Raw genomic sequence first — 17,605 nt, forward strand, 5'->3', positions numbered from 1 at the left:
ACCCGCACCGGCACGCCCCCCGAACCCCTTCCGAGCGAGGAGGCCATGCGTACACCCCGTAGGAACCCCGGCACAGGTGCCGAGACGCCGTCCCCAGCCCCCGTGCGGGGCCGCCGCGCCCACGCCGGCCCACCGGCCGACGAAGGCCCCCAGGACACCTCGGGCGCGGGCGCGACAGATGGACCCACGCGCGCGGGGCAGCGCTGGCACATCCGTCCGCGCACCGTGCGCGCCAAGATCGTCTGCCTGCTGATGGTGCCCGTCGTATCGCTGCTGGCCCTGTGGGCGTACGCCACCGTCAGCACCGTCCAGGACATCGCCCGGCTGCGGCAGTTGCAGCGCGTGGACTCCGACGTCCGCGCCCCCGTCGCGGCCACCGTGGCAGCGCTCCAGACCGAGCGCGCCGCCGCCGTTCGGCACGCCACCGACCCCTCCGCCGAGACCGGTGCCGACCTCGAGCGCCTCGCGGACCGCACGGACAGCGCGGTGGCGAAACTGCGGCTCGGCGACCGCAACACCGTCGCCGACGGACAGGAACTGCCCAGAGGAGTCGCCCAGCGCCTCGAAACGTTCGTCACCGGCACCGAGCGACTGCGTACGCTGCGCACCGACATACTGGATCGGCGCGCCGGCTGGGACGAGGCGTACGAGCGGTACACGCAGACCATCTCCACGGCCTTCGGCGTGGGCAGCGCCCTCACCGGCATCCAGGACGCCGAACTCGGCTCCGACGCGCGCGTACTGCTGGAGTTCTCCCGCGCGGGCGAGGCCCTGGCCCAGGAGGCCGTGCTGCTGTCGAGCGGCCGGCTCGCGGGTGGCCTCGACGGCGAGCGGCTGCGGCTGTTCACCGGCGCGGTCGACACCCGCCGCGCCCTCACCGAGACCGCCGTCGCCGACCTGCGCGGCGACGAGCGCGCCGCCTGGCGGAACCTCGCCGAGGGCGGTGACTACACCGCCCTGGTCTCCATCGAGAACAAGGTCCTGGCAGCTCGCCCAGGATCGGGGGCGATCAAGGCAGCGCCCGAAACCGACTGGGACCTCGCACACGCGCGCGTGCAGGGCGGCATACGCACCATCGAGCAGAACGCCGCCCGGGGCGTGGCCGACCGGGCCGACCCGTTCACCCGCGGTCTGCTCAGCCCCGCGGGCGCCGCCGTCCTCCTCGGCCTCGCCGCCGTGGCAGCGTCCCTCGTCATCTCCGTACGCATCGGGCGCGGCCTCGTCGTCGAGCTGGTCAGCCTGCGCAACAGCGCCCTGGAGATCGCCCGCCGCAAACTCCCCGAAGCCATGCGCAAACTGCGCGCGGGCGAGGAGATCGACGTCCGGTCGGAGGCCCCGCCCGGGCCGCCCGCCGAGGACGAGGTCGGCCAGGTCGCGGAGGCCCTCGGCACCGTGCACCGGGCCGCGCTGCGCGCCGCCGTGGAGCGCGCCGAACTCGCCAGCGGCATCTCCGGCGTCTTCGTCAACCTCGCCCGCCGCAGCCAGGTCCTCGTCCACCGCCAGCTGAGCCTCCTGGACAGCATGGAACGCCGCTCCGACGACCCGAACGAACTGAGCGACCTGTTCCGGCTCGACCACCTCACCACCCGCATGCGGCGCCACGCCGAAAGCCTGATCATCCTCTCCGGCGCCGCCCCCGGCCGAGCCTGGCGCATGCCGGTCTCCCTGACCAACGTGGTCCGCGCGGCCGTCTCCGAGATCGAGGACTACGCGCGCGTGGAGGTACGACAGCTCCCCGAAGCCCTCGTCATCGGCGCCGCCGTCGCCGACCTCACCCACCTGCTGGCCGAGCTCGTCGAGAACGCCGCCCAGTTCTCACCCCCGCACACGCGCGTGCGCATCACCGGGGAGCCCGTCGGCAACGGCTACGCCGTCGAGATCGAGGACCGCGGCCTGGGCATGGGCAAGGAGACTCTCGCCGAGGCCAACCGCCGTATCGCCCAGTCCGAAGCCCTCGACCTGTTCGACAGCGACCGGCTCGGCCTCTTCGTCGTCAGCAGGCTCGCGGCACGCCACGACATCAAAGTGCACCTGCGTACCTCCCCCTACGGCGGCACCACCGCGGTCGTGCTACTGCCCATGGCCCTGCTGCACAGAGGCGTGCCGGAACGTTCCGGCGACAAGGCGGCGAACCCGGAACACGAGTACGCGCGCGTGCCCGGCGGCCCCCTCCACCAGGAGGCCGTCCCCACCCCCGGCGACCGGCCCGCCCTGGTGGCCCCCGCCCCGGCCGCGACGCAGACCGGCCCCGAAACCCCACCCCCCGGAGTCGCCACCTTGCGTCTGCACCGTCCCCCCGACACTGCCGAAGGCTCCGAAGACCTCCCACGCCGGGTACGGCAGGCCAGCCTCGCACCCCAGCTGCGCGAACGGCGCCCCCCGGACGCGGCGCAGCCTTCCGCCCTCCGGAACGACGACCGGCGCACCCCCGAACTCGTACGCGACCGCATGGCGGCCTACCGCGACGGATGGGCGCGCGGCGGCGGCCGCCAACCCGGCCGCGGCGCCACCCCCGACCCCGCAGGCGGCAGTGACAGCAGCGAAGGAGAACCCGCATGATCCAGGACCCCGGCATGAGAGCCGCGCAGCCGTCCGGCGAACTCGACTGGCTACTGGACGACTTGGTGCTGCGCGTGAACGAGGTACGGCACGCCGTGGTGCTCTCCAACGACGGACTCGCCGTGGGGTCCTCGACCGACCTCGGCCGCGAGGACGCCGAACACCTCGCCGCCGTCGCCTCCGGCTTCCACAGCCTCGCCAAGGGCGCCGGCCGGCACTTCGGCGCCGGCGGAGTGCGCCAGACCATGGTGGAGATGGACGACGCGTTCCTGTTCGTGGCCGCCGCCGGCGACGGCTCCTGCCTGGCCGTTTTCACCGCTGTCACGGCCGACATAGGTCTCGTGGCGTACGAGATGGCACGGCTGGTGAAGCGCGTCGGCGAGCACCTGTACACGGCGCCGCGCGTGGGCGCGCGGCCGCCCGCCGCCGGATGAGGCGAGAAGGCGGTCCGCACAGATGACCGAGGACATCAAGGGCACCCCGCACGAGCAGGGCAGCCAGTGGTACGACGGCGAGGCCGGCCCACTCGTCCGGCCGTACGCCATGACGGGCGGCCGCACCAAGCCCGGCCCCACCGGGGTGCGCTTCGACCTCATCGCCCTGGTCACCCTCGATCCGGGCGCTCCGCACCTCGACGACGACCCCACGCTCGGCCCCGAGCACCGGGCTTTGATCGACCTGTGCCGCATCGAAACCCAGTCGGTCGCCGAACTCGCCGCGGGCGCCGACCTTCCCGTCGGCGTCGTCCGGGTGCTCCTCGGCGACCTCCTGGAACTCGGCTGCGTCACCGTCAGCCGTCCCGTACCGCCCGCGCAGCTGCCCGACGAACGGATTCTGCGCGAGGTCATCGACGGACTGCGGGCGCTGTAGATGAACGCACACAGAATGAACCCAGACAAGATGACCCCACACAAGATGACCCCACACAACAACCCGCGCGCGTACGGCCGCGCAGGTCGCCGCCTTACGGACCTTTGTGGGCGCGGAACGGACCCGAGTCGGTCACATGGGTCAAAGAGCGGTCTCACGACCCTTCGGGGACCGGCCGTTGTCATGATGCTGACTTCACACACGTGCACCGAAGCCGTGCGCGGACGCCGTGCCCGGGCGTGGCACGCGCGTACCGACGTCGACCCCTGCCGGCACTCCCGAGAGAAGTGATCGATGGCCTCCGAGACGTCCGACGCCACCGAGGGCGAGACCACCGCCCTGGCGTTGAAGATACTGGTCGCCGGCGGATTCGGCGTGGGCAAGACCACCTTGGTGGGCGCGGTCAGCGAGATCAGGCCGCTGCGCACCGAGGAACTGCTCAGCGAGGCCGGTCAGTTGGTGGACGACACCGACGGCGTGGACCACAAGGTCACGACGACGGTCGCCATGGATTTCGGCCGGATCACCATCCGCTCCGGCCTCTCCCTGTACCTGTTCGGTACGCCGGGACAGGACCGCTTCTGGTTCCTCTGGGACGAGCTGTCACAGGGAGCGCTGGGGGCGGTCGTCCTGGCCGACACCCGGCGCCTGGAGGACTGCTTCCCCGCGGTGGACTACTTCGAGCACCGGCACATCCCCTTCGTGGTGGCCGTCAACTGCTTCGCCGGCGCCCGCACCCACGGCGCCCAGAACGTCTCCAGGGCGCTCGACCTCGACCGGGGAACGCCGGTCGTGCTCTGCGACGCACGTGACCGGGACTCGGGCAAGGAGGTGCTGATCCGACTCGTCGAGTACGCCGGACGGATGCACACCGCCCGGCTGCTCGACTCCGTGAGCTGAACGATCGGGCGGGACCTCAGTCGGCGACGGCCTTCTGCGCCAGCACCTTGTCAATCGTGACCCGGACCAGGAGTTCACCCGGCACGCCGTTGCGCGCCCCGAACTCCTCGGCGCGCTCCTCACCCATGTACCGCGCGCCGATACGGGTGGCCCACAGCCGGAGTTCGTCGAGATCTTCCGAAAGGCGGGCCCGCCCCTGCAGGACGACGTAGTCGAACGGCGGACGGTCGTCGTCCATACATAGAGCGACCCGCCCGTCCCGGGCCAGATTGCGCCCCTTCACGCTGGCCTTGGAGGTGTTGAACACCACCTCGTCCCCGTCGAGCAGGAACCAGATCGGCGTCACATGCGGGCTCCCGTCAGCCTTGACGGTCGACAGCTTTGCGGTGCGGGTGCCCTGCGAGACGAACGCCCGCCATTCCGTGTCGGTCATCTTCTGTGCCATGCCCCCATCCTCCTTGCTCGTCGGCCGGTCGTGGGGAAGGCTGGCTGAGAGATCCTCCGGCCAGGGGGAGTCGTCACACGGGGAGATCGAAACCATGGTGCACAAGGGACTGGGCTGGCTACTGGACGACTTGACCGAGCGCGTGGAACACGTACGGCACGCACTCGTCCTGTCCAACGACGGACTGGTGACCGGGGCGAGCACCGGGCTCAGGCGCGAGGATGCCGAGCACCTCGCCGCCGTCGCGTCCGGACTGCACAGCCTGGCCAAGGGATCGGGACGCCACTTCGGCGCCGGGCAGGTGCGCCAGACGATGGTGGAATTCGACGACGCGGTGCTGTTCGTCACGGCGGCAGGCAGCGGCAGTTGTCTGTGCGTACTCAGCGCTGCCGAGGCCGACATCGGCCAGATCGCCTACGAGATGACCCTGCTCGTCAACCGGGTCGGCGAGCACCTCGGCGTGGACGCCCGACAGCCTGAGCGGTCTTCGCCCACAGACCTCTGACCTGCACGTTTTTCAGCCCCGCGAAGTTATCCACAGGCTCGCCACGTGATCGGCCGAAGCGGCTACGGTGGTGTGACCGCGAGCGCACAGAGCGTGAGCGCCCGGCCACGACTCCACGGGGGAGACGCCATGTCAGGCAACACCATCACGAAATCGGACGGCGTTACGTACACGCCGAGCCGCGCTGCCCGGGAACTGGGACTGAAGCGACGCGAGTTCGATCTCGCCGTGAACCTCGGGCGTATCCGCACGGTGCCCGACGAAGGTGGCGGAGGGCGCCGCGTCGCCCACGCCGAGATCGAGCGGCTGCGTTCCGAGGACGGCTTTCCGGAGGCGCTCCTCGAACGGGTGCGGAGCGTGAGCACAGGCGAGGCCGCAGGCCTCATGGGCGTGACGGGTGACCGGTTCACTCGTCTCGCTCGTGTGGGGCTGGTGGTGCCGGTCGCGTTCTATCTGAACCGCTATCGGACGCTGGTGTGGCTCTATCTGGCCGATGAAGTTCGCCACTTCGCGGCCGACGAGCAGAACGCCCCGCTGCTGAAGGGGCGTTCGCTGCCCGAGGGACTGCGGGCTCAGCTGGAGGGCAGGCTGGACCTGCGCGCTCGCAACTGGCGAGGACGGCATCTGGGATTCCTGCTGCGCCGGGCCGAGGATCCTTGGGAGCGCGCCGGGGCCCTGGCCGCGCTGCTGGATCCCGTTCAGATTGCGGAAATCGTCAAGGATCCGTACGAGCGCGCCCATGTGGACCGGTTCCGGCCGGGGCCGCCCACCCATGGCGCGCCCGGTTCACCGGCGGCGCGGCTCGCCGAGAGGATCATGACGGCCGACGACCCGGACGAGATCAGCTGGCTGCGGGCCGACCTCGCGCAGGCCCTGGACGAGGCGCGCGCACACCGCCCGGCGCCGCGCCCGGCACCTCGTGCGGAACGCCGGGCGGAACTCGGTCACACGCACCGTGCGGACCACAGGGCGGAACCCGGCCCCGCTGCCCGAGCGGAGCACCGGCCTGCCTCGCATGGGGAGCACCAGGCCGAACCTCGCCACGCACACCGTAGGGAGCACCAGGCCGAACCTCGCCACGCACACCGTACGGAGCACCTGGCCGAACCTCGCCACGCACACCGTACGGAGCACCTGGCCGAACCTCGCCACGCACACCATAAGGAGCACCTGGCCGAGCACCACGACGCACACCATGCGGAGCGCCGGCCCACGCAGCGTCCCACGTCCCGTGCCGTAGCGGCGCCGGAGGCCGCGGCGAGCCGGACGCCGCCCGCACCGCAACCCGCCGCACACGCAACCGAGTCCGAGCCCGGGCGCCCTCGTGGCCTGCTGGGCTGGCTGCGCCGCAGAAGCTCGTGAAGGCGCCCGCCGCGCGCAGCCGGGCCCTTCCCTACAGCGCCCTGAACAGCCCCTCCTGAACGACCGACACCAGCAGACGGCCCTCCAGGTCGTAGATGCGCCCGCGGGCGAGCCCTCGCCCGCCGGTCGCGATCGGTGACTCCTGGTCGTACAGAAACCACTCGTCCGCGCGGAACGGCCGGTGGAACCACATCGCGTGGTCCAGCGACGCCATGTCGAAGCCGCGCGGACCCCACAGGGGCTCGACCGGGATGCGCACGGCATCCAGCAGCGTCATGTCGCTGGCATACGTCAGGGCACAGGTGTGCACCAGTGGCTCGTCGCCGAGCGGTCCGACCGCGCGCATCCACACGGCGCTGCGCGGCTCGGCGTCCTTGACCTCCGCGGGCGTCCAGCGCAGCCGGTCCACATACCGGATGTCGAACGGCTGGCGGCGCGCCATCCGCTCCAACTGCTCGGGCAGCGCGCCCAGATGCTCCCGGACCTCGTCGACGACCGTCGGCAGCGACTCCGGGTCCGGCACCTCACGGGCCGGCGGCAGCTGGTGCTCGAAGCTCCCTTCCTCAGGCTTGTGAAAGGAGGCGGTGAGATTGAAGATCGTGCGGCCCTGCTGCACGGCCGTGACCCGGCGGGTCGTGAACGACCGCCCGTCACGGACCCGTTCGACCTGGTACACGATCGGCACGCCCGGCCGTCCGGGACGCAGGAAGTACGCGTGCAGCGAGTGCACCGGGCGGTCGCCCTCCGTGGTGCGCCCGGCGGCGACCAGCGCCTGGCCGGCCACTTGGCCGCCGAAGACCCGCTGCAGCGACTCCTGGGGGCTGCGGCCGCGGAAGATGTTGACCTCGATCTGCTCCAGGTCGAGCAGGTCGACGAGCCTCTCGGCCGGGTTGGTCATGGCTGTCTGTCTCCTGTGCTCACAGCTGGCCGACGTCGGTGACGCGGACCACGGCACGGCCTTCGGCGTCGGAGGCCGTGAGGTCGATCTCGGCGCTGATGCCCCAGTCGTGATCGCCGCCCGGGTCGTCGAAGATCTGCCGGACGCGCCACAGCCCGTTCTCCGGCTCCTCCTCGATCATCAGCAGCTTGGGACCGCGCGCGTCGGGCCCGGTGCCCAGGTCGTCGTACTCGTCCCAGTACTTGTCCATGGCCTCGCCCCAGGCGTCGGCGTCCCAGCCGGACTCGGCGTCCAGCTCGCCCAGCTCCTCCACCTGGTCGAGGGCGGCCAGCTCGACGCGGCGGAACAGGGCGTTGCGGACCAGGACGCGGAAGGCGCGCGCGTTCGAGGTGACCGGCTTGACCTGGTCGGCCTTCTCCTGGGCCTCCTCGGCGGTCATCTCCTCCGGGTTGGCGAGCTGCTCCCACTCGTCCAGCAGGCTGGAGTCGACCTGGCGCACCGTCTCGCCGAGCCACTCGATCAGGTCCTGGAGGTCCTCGGACTTCAGGTCGTCCGGGATGTTGTGCTCAAGGGCCTTGTAGGCGCTGGCCAGGTAGCGCAGCACGATGCCCTCGGTCCGGGCCAGCTCGTAGAAGGAGACCAACTCCGTGAAGGACAAGGCCCGTTCGTACATGTCCCGGATGACGGACTTCGGCGACAGCGGGTGGTCACCGACCCACGGGTGGCTCTTGCGGTACGTGTTGTACGCGTGGAAGAGCAGCTCCTCCAGCGGCTTCGGGTAGGTGACGTCCTGGAGGCGCTCCATGCGCTCCTCGTACTCGACACCGTCCGCCTTCATCGCGGCCACGGCCTCGCCGCGCGCCTTGTTCTGCTGGGCGACGAGGATCTGCCGCGGATCGTCCAGCGTGGACTCCACGACGGACACCATGTCCAGCGCGTACGACGGCGATTCGGGGTCCAGCAGCTCGAAGGCGGCGAGCGCGAAGGTCGACAGCGGCTGGTTGAGCGCGAAGTCCTGCTGAAGGTCCACGGTGAGGCGGACGATACGGCCCTCGGCGTCCGGCTTGTCCAGCTTCTCGACGATGCCGCCGTCCAGCAGCGAGCGGTAGATGGCGATCGCGCGCCGGACGTGCCGCAGCTGCTGCTTGCGTGGCTCGTGGTTGTCCTCCAGGAGGTGCCGCATGGCCTCGAAGGCGTTGCCGGGCCGGGCGATCACGGACAGCAGCATCGTGTGCGTGACCCGGAAACGGGACGTCAGCGGCTCCGGCTCGGAGGCGATGAGCTTCTCGAAGGTGTCCTCGCTCCAGGCGACGAAGCCCTCCGGCGCCTTCTTGCGGACGACCTTGCGGCGCTTCTTCGGGTCGTCGCCCGCCTTGGCGAGCGCCTTCTCGTTCTCGATGACGTGCTCAGGAGCCTGGGCGACCACGAAGCCCGCCGTGTCGAAGCCCGCCCGCCCGGCGCGCCCGGCGATCTGGTGGAACTCACGTGCCCGCAGCGTGCGCACCCGACTGCCGTCGTACTTGGTCAGGGCGGTGAACAGCACGGTGCGGATGGGCACGTTGACGCCGACGCCCAGGGTGTCCGTACCGCAGATGACCTTCAGCAGGCCGGCCTGCGCGAGTTTCTCCACCAGGCGGCGGTACTTGGGCAGCATGCCGGCGTGGTGCACGCCGATGCCGTGCCGGACGTAACGGGACAGGTTGCGGCCGAACTTGGTGGTGAAGCGGAAGTTGCCGATCAGCTCGGCGATCTGCTCCTTCTCCTCACGCGAGCACATGTTGATGCTCATCAGCGCCTGCGCCCGCTCCACCGCCTGCGCCTGGGTGAAGTGCACGATGTAGACCGGTGCCTGCTTGGTCTCCAGCAGCTCCGTCAGCGTTTCCGTGAGCGGGGTGCGCCGGTACTCGTAGGAGAGCGGCACCGGACGCGTCGCCGAGCGGACGACCGAGGTCGGGCGGCCGGTACGCCGGGTGAGGTCTTTCTCGAACATCGAGACGTCGCCGAGAGTGGCCGACATGAGGACGAACTGTGCCTGTGGCAGTTCGAGCAGCGGGATCTGCCAGGCCCAGCCGCGGTCCGGCTCCGCGTAGAAGTGGAACTCGTCCATGACGACCTGGCCGATGTCCGCGTGCTTGCCGTCGCGCAGGGCGATCGAGGCCAGCACCTCGGCGGTGCAGCAGATGACCGGGGCGTCGGCGTTGACGGAGGCGTCGCCGGTGAGCATGCCGACGTTCTCGGTGCCGAACAGCTTGCACAGCTCGAAGAACTTCTCCGACACCAGTGCCTTGATCGGGGCCGTGTAGAAGGTGACCTCGTCCCGGGCCAGGGCGGCGAAGTGGGCGCCCGCCGCGATCATGCTTTTGCCGGAGCCGGTGGGCGTCGACACGATCACGTTCGCGCCGGAGACCGCCTCGATCAGCGCCTCCTCCTGGTGGGGATAGAGCGTGAGACCGCGCTCCTGCGCCCACGACTCGAAGGCGTCGTAGAGGGCGTCGGGGTCGGCGGTCTGCGGCAGCTGATCGATGAGGGTCACGCCCCCATCTTGCCTGGCCTCCGGGCCGATGCGGGAATCGGATGTCCGCCCGAAGATCGCGAACGCTACGCTGTGTCGCCGAAACGACGTCAGCGCACCAAGTCAACTGGACAGCGGCGCACGAGGAATGGGGCGGGCAGCGGCAATGATGGGACCAGCACACTCTCTCTCGGGCGCCGCGGCCTGGCTCGGCGTCGGAGCCGCCGCCACCGCGGCAGGGCATGGGATGCCCTGGCCGGTTCTGCTGTCCGGCGCGCTGATCTGTGCCGGCGCCGCGCTCGCCCCCGACCTCGACCACAAGGCCGCCACCATCTCGCGCGCCTTCGGACCGCTGTCACGCTGGCTCTGCGAGATCGTCGACAAGCTTTCGTACGCCGTCTACAAGGCCACGAAGAAGCAGGGCGACCCGCGTCGCTCCGGCGGGCACCGCACGCTCACGCACACCTGGCTGTGGGCGGTCCTGCTCGGCGCGGGCACTTCGGTGCTGGCGATCACCGGCGGACGCTGGGCAGTGCTGGCGATCCTCTTCGTGCACCTGGTGCTGGCCATCGAGGGCCTGCTGTGGCGGGCGACCCGCGGTGCCAGCGCCGACGTCCTGGTGTGGCTGCTGGCCGCGACGAGCGCCTGGATCCTCGCCGGTGTCCTGGACCAGCCGGGCAACGGAGCGGACTGGTTGTTCACGGCACCGGGCCAGGAGTACCTGTGGCTGGGGCTGCCGATCGTGCTCGGCGCGCTGGTGCACGACATCGGGGACGCGCTCACCGTCTCGGGCTGCCCGATACTGTGGCCGATTCCGGTCGGCCGCAAGCGCTGGTACCCGGTCGGGCCGCCGAAGCCCATGCGGTTCCGGGCGGGCAGCTGGGTGGAGCTCAAGGTGCTGATGCCGGCGTTCATGGTGCTCGGCGGAGTGGGTTGCGCGGCGGCACTCAACGTGATCTGAGGCACCGCCCGGCGCTCACTGCACTCACGGCGTCAGTCGGAGCCTTGGCGCGTGCCTTCCCCGTATCGGCGTTCGAAGCGGGCGATGCGGCCCTCGGTGTCCACCGTGCGGGCCTTGCCGGTGTAGAACGGGTGGCTTTCCGAGGAGATCTCGACGTCCACGACGGGGTAGGTCTCGCCGTCGTCCCACTCGATGGTCTGGTCGCTGGTGGCGGTGGACCGGGTCAGGAAGGCGTAGCCGGCGGCACGGTCCCGGAAGACGACGGGGTGGTAGTCGGGGTGCTTGTCCTGCTGCATGGCTGCTCCTGGTGCGGCGGGGGCGGGGGCGTCGGACGGGCGGGGCCGGGGTCAACCGGAGAGGGCGTCCTCGTCGACAATGTGGATCGCGGCCTCCTCGGCGGAGGCGGCCGCGCCGTCGATGCCGACGTCGGTCGCGATCAGCGCGGCCTCGTCGTCCTCGTGCGCTCCCTCGTCCGGAGCGACGAGCCGCCCGGAGCGGACGGCGCCGACCTCGTTGTCCAGGAGTTCCCCGTCGGTGCCGTTGCTGTCGCCGATGCCGTCCCCGTCGGGTATGGCCGTTTCGGGCAGTTCCTCGGCCAGCCGCTGGTCCAGGGTCTCGCCCTGTACCCGCTCGGCCGCCGTCACACCGGTGTGCTCCACCGCCCACGGCCGCTCCGGAGGGGACCAACCCCGGTCCAGGGGGTCGGTGACACCGTCGTTCTCAAGGGTGTCCTCCCCGTCGAGCAGCCCCGTGTCCTCCCGCTGCTCGGATCCGTCAGGCTGGTAGACGTCGTCTCCCCATCCGTCGGCGCTGTTCACGGGTACCTCCAGGTGGTGAGGACGGGGCCGTTCCCGCCACGAACGGCGGCGGGCCGCCCGTGCCGGGGACACAGACTGCGCCCAACGAGGTCCCGCGTACTTCGCTGGCGCTCCCCGAGCCTGCGCCGCTTTCCAGCCTTCCACCCCTGTTCGCCCCCGCGCAACGGCACGGGCGCCGTCATGGGGCGGGCAACCGGGGCGGTGGGGGCAGGCCCAGGGCTGTCCGCCGAGGGCCCGCACGCCACTCCCCGTCCTCCCTTACCTGTGCCACGACTACCCGTGCCACGACCTCCACAAGGCCGCGTACGCCCCGTCCGCCGCGACCAGCTCCCCATGGCTGCCCAGCTCGCTGATGCGGCCGTTCTCGACGACGGCGATGACGTCCGCGTCATGGGCGGTGTGGAGGCGGTGGGCGATCGCGACGACGGTACGGCCGTCCAGGACACGGGCCAGAGAGCGCTCCAGATGGCGCGCCGCGCGCGGGTCGAGGAGGGACGTCGCCTCGTCCAGGACCAGTGTGTGCGGGTCGGCCAGCACCAGCCTGGCCAGCGCGATCTGCTGGGCCTGTGCCGGGGTGAGCGCCAGCCCGCCCGAGCCGACCTCGGTGTCCAGCCCCTCCTCCAGCGCACGCGCCCACCCGTCCGCGTCGACCGCGCCGAGCGCCGCCCACAACTCGGCGTCGACGGCGTCGGGCCGCGCGAGCAGCAGGTTGTCGCGCAGGGAGCCGACGAAGACGTGGTGCTCCTGGTTGACCAAGGCCACATGCGAGCGGACGCGCTCCGCGGGCATACGGGACAGTTCCGCGCCGCCGAGCGTGATCCGGCCCTCCCGTGGTGCGTAGATCCCGGCGAGCAGCCGTCCCAGCGTGGACTTGCCCGCGCCGGAGGGACCCACCAGCGCCAGCCGCGTGCCGGGGGCGACCTCCAGCGACACCCGGCGCAGCACGTCGACGCCCTCGACATAGCCGAAGTGCACCCGGTCGGCGTGCACGTCCCGTCCGTCGGGCGCCATCGCCGGGTCCCCGGCGTCCGGCTCGATGTCCCGGACCCCGACGAGCCGGGCCAGCGACACCTGGGCCACCTGCAGCTCGTCGTACCAGCGCAGGATCAGACCGACCGGATCGACGAGCATCTGCGCGATCAACGCACCGGTGGTCAGCTGGCCGACCCCGAGCCAGCCCTGGAGCACGAACACCCCGCCGACCATCAGGACGGAGGCGAGCACGGTCACATGCGTGACGTTGATGACCGGGAACAGCACCGACCGCAGCCAGAGCGTGTAGCGCTCCCAGGCCGTCCACTCCTTGATCCGCCGCTCGGACAGCTCCACCCGGCGGGCACCGAGACGGTGTGCCTCGACGGTGCGCCCGGCGTCCACGGTCTCGGCGAGCGCGGCGGCCACGGCGGCGTACCCGGCGGACTCCGAGCGGTAGGCGGCCGGCGCCCGCCGGAAGTACCAGCGGCAGCCGACCACCAGCAGCGGCAGGGCGAGCAGCACGGCGGCCGCCAGCGGCGGTGCCGTGACGACGAGGCCGCCCAGCAGCAGAGCCACCCACACCACACCGATGGCCAGCTGGGGCACTGCCTCGCGCATGGCGTTGGCGAGCCGGTCGATGTCGGTGGTGATCCGGGACAGCAGATCGCCCGTCCCGGCCCGCTCCAGGACACCGGGCGGCAGCCCGACCGAGCGCACGAGGAAGTCCTCGCGCAGATCGGCCAGCATCCGCTCGCCGAGCATCGCGCCGCGCAGCCGCACCTCGCGCACGAAGACGGCCTGCACGGCCAGCGCGAGCAGGAAGAACGTCACCGTGACGCCCAGATGCAGCTCACGCGCACCGTCCGACACTCGCTCGACGAGACCGCCCAGCAGATAGGGGCCCGCCATGGAGGAGACCACGGCGACCGTGTTGACGACGATGAGGAGCAGGAAGGCCCGGCGGTGCCGGCGGAACAGTTCGGCCACGTAGGCGCGTACGGTCGCGGGGGCGCCGACGGGCAGGGTGTGCGCCGTGGTCGGGGCCGCCGGGTCGTAGGCCGGTGGCGCCACGCCGATCATGCGGTCTCCTCGATCTCGTCCAGTTCGTCCAGTTCATTCAGTTCGTCGACGTTGAACTCGTTGAGTGCGCCGCTCAGCGCGGCCTCCTCCTCGGTCTCCCGGGTCACCACGGCCCGGTACCGGGGCTCCTTGTGCACCAGCTCCCGGTGCATGCCGACCGCCGCCACCTCGCCCTCGTGCACCAGCACCACCCGGTCCGCGCGGTCCAGCAGCAGCGGCGAGGAGGTGAACACGACGGTCGTGCGCCCGGCCCGCAGCTCGCGCAGGCCTTCCGCGATCCGCGCCTCGGTGTGGGAGTCGACGGCGGAGGTCGGTTCGTCCAGGACGAGCACTTCCGGGTCGGTGATGAGTGACCGGGCGAGGGCGAGCCGCTGGCGCTGGCCGCCCGAGAGGGAGCGTCCGCGTTCGGTGATGCGGGCGTCCATCGGGTCGTCGGCGTCGAGCGAGCCCTGCACGAGCGCTGCCAGCACGTCCTCGCACTGCGCGGCCGCCAGCGCCGCCTCCGCACGGACCTTTCCGGACGCGGGGACATCGAGCAGTTCGCGCAGGGAGCCCGACAGCAGCACCGGGTCCTTGTCCTGGACGAGGACGGCCGCCCGCGCGCGGTCGAGGGGCAGTTCGTCGAGCGGAACGCCGCCGAGCAGCACCGACGTCCCCTTCTCCGACGGATGCCCGCCGAGACGCTCGGCCAGCCGCCCCGCCGCGTCGGGGTCGCCGCACACCACGGCGGTGAGCCGCCCGGACGGCGCGAGCAGGCCGGTGGCCGGGTCGTACAGATCCCCGGAGGGCAGTTCGCCCGCGTGCGTGGCCTCACGCAAACCCGCGAGCGAACCCGCATGCGAACCAGCGTGCGCGGCCTCTCGCGAACCCCCGCGGGTGCCCTCACCTGTGCCCCGGAGGGAGCCCCCATCCGCCCCCTCGCGCGTCCCCTCGGCATCCATGACCCGCTCCAGAGACAGCACCCGCGCCGCCCGTTTGGCCGAGGGCCGGGAGAAGGAGTAGGCCATCGCGATCTCTTCGAAATGCCGCAGCGGATAGGTGAGGATCATGACCGAGCTGTACACGGTGACGAGTTCGCCGACGGTGATCCGGCCCTGCCGGGCCAGCTGCACGCCGTACCAGACGACCGCGATCAGCAGCAGGCCGGGCAGCAGTACCTGGATCGCCGAGATCAGCGACCACATACGGGCGCTGCGCACGGCCGCGTGACGAACCTCCTGGGAGGCGCGGCGGTAGCGGTCGAGGAACAGTTCCTCTCCGCCGATGCCGCGCAGGACGCGCAGCCCGGCGACGGTGTCCGAGGCGAGTTCGGTGGCGTATCCCGCCTTCTCGCGCTGGAAGTCGGCCCGCCGGGTCGCGCGGGGGAGCAGCGGGAGCACCGCCACCGCCAGTACGGGCAGGCCTACGGCGACGACGACGCCGAGGGCCGGCTGGTAGACGACCAGGCCGATGCAGACCAGCACGATCGTGACGGCCGCCGCGGTGAAGCGGGACACGGCCTCCACGAACCAGCCGATCTTCTCGACGTCCCCCGTGGAGACGGCCACGACCTCGCCCGCCGCGACCCGCCGGGTCAGCGCGGAGCCCAGCTGCGTGGCCTTGCGGGCCAGGAGTTGCTGGACCCGGGCGGCCGCCGTGATCCAGTTGGTGACGGCGGCCCGGTGCAGGAAGGTGTCGCCGAGGGCGTTGCCGACGCATGCCAGTGCCATCAGCCCGCCGGCGAGGGCGAGCCGCGCACCGGAGCGTTCGACCACGGCCTGGACGGCGAAGCCGACGCAGAAGGGCAGCGTGGAGACCGACCCGAAGTGCAGCAGCCCCCAGGCCAGCGAGACCAGCTGACCACGCAACTGGTTCCGGCCCAGCCACCACAGAAAACGCGGCCCCGAACGAGCGTCCGGCACACCAGGGTCGGGATACGGAAGGTGTTGAATCTGCATGACGTCCCAGTGGCTCGTGTCAGGGGTGGAAGGGCAGGGCGGAATGGGGACAGAGACGGTGCCGAGTCGAAACACGGCCGACCGCGCATGTCGGTGACAAGCCGTGAAAGGCTCGCGCCACAGCGTGGTCCGAGGCAACCGGTTTTCTGTCACGCCGCACAGAACCGGCTACCGCCCTGCCCACCGTGCGCGGCCCCTGTCTCAGAGGCCTCATTGCGGGCCCGCCCAACTCGCCGTAGAACACCGGTCATGACACGTCGCACGCCCCGGTCACCGCCGCCCCGCCCGTCACCAGGCCGGACACCAGATCGTGCGAGGTCACGGTGGCCGAGGCGCAGTTCCGGGACTTCACGCCGTACCGGGGGACGTACTCCCCGCCGAAGGAGTGCGGCGACCGCTGGAGCAAGGTCGTGCTGCGGCTCGACGGCAAGGTCAAGGGACGGCAGTACGACCGTCTGGGCTACCTGCACGCCGGCGGCGTCGAGATCCTCCGTACGTCGGCACCGCAGCCGTCGCCCGACGGCATCGAGTGGTCGGTCGAGAAGGACATCACGCGCTACAGCCCCACCCTGCGCTCCGCACAGTCCGTCGAGATGCTCATCGGCAACGTCGTCGACGACACCTACACCGGCATCATCGACGTCAAGGTGACCCTGACCTTCTACACGGCCGAAAAGCGAACAGCCGGAGTGCACACGCCCCCCGCCGACACCCCCGACCGCATCCTCACCCTCACCGACGGGACTATCCTCACCGCCCCGCGCAACAGCGAACGCATCGTCGCCGAGGTGTACGCCACCGGCTCGGGCGGCGGCTGCGAGGAGTACTGGTATCTGACAGTGCCCGGCTCCGCCCCGTACTCCTGCCAGGCCGACAACGGCCCCTATCGCGAGGTGCAGATCAAGGTCGACGGCCAACTCGCGGGCATCGCTGCGCCGTTCCCCACCATGTGGACGGGCGGCTGGTCCAATCCCTTCCTCTGGTACGTCGTCCCGGGCCCCCGCGCCTTCGACATCAAGCCGATCGAATACGACCTGACGCCCTTCGCCGGTTCTCCTCAACGACGGTCGCCCGCACCGCGTCGAGGTCTCCGTCGTCGGCCTGCCCGAAGGACGCCCCGGCTGGAGCACCCCCGTCAACGTCCTCGTCTGGCAGGACGACCAACGCGAACGGGTCACCGGCGGACTCACCGTCCACCGCGCGGGCGACCTCGCCAACTCCTCGACTCACACGCCCGGTTCGCAGCACCGCGTGGGCACCGAGGGCGCGCACCGGCTCACCGTCGCCGGATACGTCGACACCTCACACGGCCGGGTGACGACCACCGTCAGCCGTTCCCTGACCAACTCCTCCGTGCACCGCTGGACCGACGGCGAGACCATGGACGCGCTCGACGCCGCCTGGACCGATACCGAGACGATCACCGTCGACGGACGCGGACCGGCCAAGACCACGCGCGCCCACCGGACATACACGATGGACGGCACGACCACCCTCGGCGGGGCCGACCGCCTGCGCACGGTGCTGACCCTCGGCGACCGGGCCACCGTCGTCGAGTCGCGCGGCGGGCACCGCACCACCTGGTCGCGGCTCGACGACACCTACACGGGTGACGCCACGTACACCATCAACGTCCCGCGCGACCAGCGGCACGCGGTGGGCACGACGAGTGAGCGCTACCGGCTGTACGGATCCTCCGGTTGCCATGACCACTCGCTGGAGGCCGTTCAGGGGGTGCTCACCGAGGACCGGCACCGCCGTTGAGTGGAGCCGGGCGCGCGCG

General features: G+C 71.2%; 13 protein-coding genes and 2 pseudogenes. 8 read left to right on the forward strand and 7 right to left on the reverse strand.

Features of this window, described 5'->3' with window-relative positions:
- The first annotated feature begins 45 nt into the window (after nt 1-45).
- The 4 genes from HJD23_RS38325 to HJD23_RS38340 all read left to right on the forward strand — a co-directional run bounded on the left by HJD23_RS38325 (nt 46) and on the right by HJD23_RS38340 (nt 4,329).
- A complete protein-coding gene (locus HJD23_RS38325; RefSeq protein WP_171107575.1) occupies nt 46-2,559 on the forward strand; it encodes a nitrate- and nitrite sensing domain-containing protein in 2,514 nt (837 codons plus the stop codon).
- Entirely contained in the window at nt 2,556-2,993 is a 438-nt protein-coding gene (locus HJD23_RS38330; RefSeq protein WP_171107577.1) for a roadblock/LC7 domain-containing protein, read from the forward strand. The genes HJD23_RS38325 and HJD23_RS38330 overlap by 4 nt, the downstream gene beginning before the upstream one ends.
- A 22-nt stretch (nt 2,994-3,015) precedes the next feature.
- Nucleotides 3,016-3,429 carry a DUF742 domain-containing protein gene (locus HJD23_RS38335; protein WP_171107579.1) on the forward strand — a complete coding sequence of 138 codons (414 nt, stop codon included), beginning with the start codon at nt 3,016-3,018 and terminating at the stop codon, nt 3,427-3,429.
- Between the two features lie 294 nt (nt 3,430-3,723).
- Entirely contained in the window at nt 3,724-4,329 is a 606-nt protein-coding gene (locus HJD23_RS38340) for an ATP/GTP-binding protein (protein ID WP_171107580.1), read from the forward strand.
- Between the two features lie 16 nt (nt 4,330-4,345).
- Here the strand turns inward: HJD23_RS38340 and HJD23_RS38345 are convergent, their stop codons facing one another.
- On the reverse strand, nt 4,346-4,774 hold the full coding sequence (locus HJD23_RS38345) for a PPOX class F420-dependent oxidoreductase (RefSeq protein ID WP_171107582.1): 429 nt from the start codon (nt 4,772-4,774) through the stop codon (nt 4,346-4,348).
- A 94-nt stretch (nt 4,775-4,868) separates the two neighbouring features.
- Between HJD23_RS38345 and HJD23_RS38350 the strand changes: the two genes are divergently transcribed.
- Together HJD23_RS38350 and HJD23_RS44410 are read left to right on the forward strand one after the other, a co-directional pair.
- Nucleotides 4,869-5,279 carry a roadblock/LC7 domain-containing protein gene (locus HJD23_RS38350; RefSeq protein WP_171107583.1) on the forward strand — a complete coding sequence of 137 codons (411 nt, stop codon included), beginning with the start codon at nt 4,869-4,871 and terminating at the stop codon, nt 5,277-5,279.
- Between the two features lie 129 nt (nt 5,280-5,408).
- A pseudogene (locus HJD23_RS44410) lies at nt 5,409-6,194 on the forward strand (DUF6397 family protein); the annotation flags it as partial.
- Nucleotides 6,195-6,672: 478 nt separating this feature from the next.
- Here the strand turns inward: HJD23_RS44410 and HJD23_RS38360 are convergent.
- Nucleotides 6,673-7,539, reverse strand: coding sequence for an acyl-CoA thioesterase II (locus HJD23_RS38360; RefSeq protein ID WP_171107584.1), 867 nt, complete (start codon nt 7,537-7,539; stop codon nt 6,673-6,675).
- 19 nt (nt 7,540-7,558) lie between these two features.
- On the reverse strand, nt 7,559-10,072 hold the full coding sequence (locus HJD23_RS38365) for a DEAD/DEAH box helicase (protein WP_171107585.1): 2,514 nt from the start codon (nt 10,070-10,072) through the stop codon (nt 7,559-7,561).
- Between the two features lie 145 nt (nt 10,073-10,217).
- Between HJD23_RS38365 and HJD23_RS38370 the strand changes: the two genes are divergently transcribed.
- On the forward strand, nt 10,218-11,012 hold the full coding sequence (locus tag HJD23_RS38370) for a metal-dependent hydrolase (RefSeq protein ID WP_171107586.1): 795 nt from the start codon (nt 10,218-10,220) through the stop codon (nt 11,010-11,012).
- Between the two features lie 32 nt (nt 11,013-11,044).
- On the opposite strand, the gene HJD23_RS38375 is transcribed toward HJD23_RS38370, so the two are convergent.
- From HJD23_RS38375 to HJD23_RS38390, 4 genes are all read right to left on the reverse strand, one after another.
- The gene (locus HJD23_RS38375; RefSeq protein WP_171107587.1) at nt 11,045-11,308 is read right to left on the reverse strand and encodes a type B 50S ribosomal protein L31; all 264 of its coding nucleotides are present in this window, start codon (nt 11,306-11,308) and stop codon (nt 11,045-11,047) included.
- 51 nt (nt 11,309-11,359) lie between these two features.
- Complete coding sequence (locus tag HJD23_RS38380; RefSeq protein WP_171107588.1) at nt 11,360-11,830, reverse strand: DUF5709 domain-containing protein; 471 nt, start codon at nt 11,828-11,830, stop codon at nt 11,360-11,362.
- Between the two features lie 273 nt (nt 11,831-12,103).
- Entirely contained in the window at nt 12,104-13,885 is a 1,782-nt protein-coding gene (locus HJD23_RS38385; RefSeq protein WP_171107589.1) for an ABC transporter ATP-binding protein, read from the reverse strand.
- Nucleotides 13,882-15,822 carry an ABC transporter ATP-binding protein gene (locus HJD23_RS38390; RefSeq protein WP_171107591.1) on the reverse strand — a complete coding sequence of 647 codons (1,941 nt, stop codon included), beginning with the start codon at nt 15,820-15,822 and terminating at the stop codon, nt 13,882-13,884. The genes HJD23_RS38385 and HJD23_RS38390 overlap by 4 nt, the downstream gene beginning before the upstream one ends.
- A gap of 260 nt (nt 15,823-16,082) precedes the next feature.
- Here HJD23_RS38390 and HJD23_RS38395 point away from each other — a divergent pair.
- Nucleotides 16,083-17,586, forward strand: a pseudogene (locus HJD23_RS38395) (peptide-N4-asparagine amidase); the annotation flags it as partial.
- Between the last annotated feature and the right edge of the window lie 19 nt (nt 17,587-17,605).

Source organism: Streptomyces sp. Z423-1, assembly GCF_013009255.1.
Taxonomy (GTDB): domain Bacteria; phylum Actinomycetota; class Actinomycetes; order Streptomycetales; family Streptomycetaceae; genus Streptomyces; species Streptomyces gossypiisoli.

What these genes read in the sequence shown, in the direction of transcription:
- HJD23_RS38330 (WP_171107577.1), top strand. Translation starts at nt 2,556, where the DNA reads ATGATCCAGGACCCCGGCATGAGAGCCGCGCAGCCGTCCGGCGAACTC.
- HJD23_RS38390 (WP_171107591.1), bottom strand. Translation starts at nt 15,822, where the DNA reads ATGCAGATTCAACACCTTCCGTATCCCGACCCTGGTGTGCCGGACGCT.
- HJD23_RS38385 (WP_171107589.1), bottom strand. Translation starts at nt 13,885, where the DNA reads ATGATCGGCGTGGCGCCACCGGCCTACGACCCGGCGGCCCCGACCACG.
- HJD23_RS38350 (WP_171107583.1), top strand. Translation starts at nt 4,869, where the DNA reads ATGGTGCACAAGGGACTGGGCTGGCTACTGGACGACTTGACCGAGCGC.
- HJD23_RS38375 (WP_171107587.1), bottom strand. Translation starts at nt 11,308, where the DNA reads ATGCAGCAGGACAAGCACCCCGACTACCACCCCGTCGTCTTCCGGGAC.
- HJD23_RS38340 (WP_171107580.1), top strand. Translation starts at nt 3,724, where the DNA reads ATGGCCTCCGAGACGTCCGACGCCACCGAGGGCGAGACCACCGCCCTG.
- HJD23_RS38325 (WP_171107575.1), top strand. Translation starts at nt 46, where the DNA reads ATGCGTACACCCCGTAGGAACCCCGGCACAGGTGCCGAGACGCCGTCC.
- HJD23_RS38370 (WP_171107586.1), top strand. Translation starts at nt 10,218, where the DNA reads ATGATGGGACCAGCACACTCTCTCTCGGGCGCCGCGGCCTGGCTCGGC.
- HJD23_RS38335 (WP_171107579.1), top strand. Translation starts at nt 3,016, where the DNA reads ATGACCGAGGACATCAAGGGCACCCCGCACGAGCAGGGCAGCCAGTGG.
- HJD23_RS38360 (WP_171107584.1), bottom strand. Translation starts at nt 7,539, where the DNA reads ATGACCAACCCGGCCGAGAGGCTCGTCGACCTGCTCGACCTGGAGCAG.
- HJD23_RS38345 (WP_171107582.1), bottom strand. Translation starts at nt 4,774, where the DNA reads ATGGCACAGAAGATGACCGACACGGAATGGCGGGCGTTCGTCTCGCAG.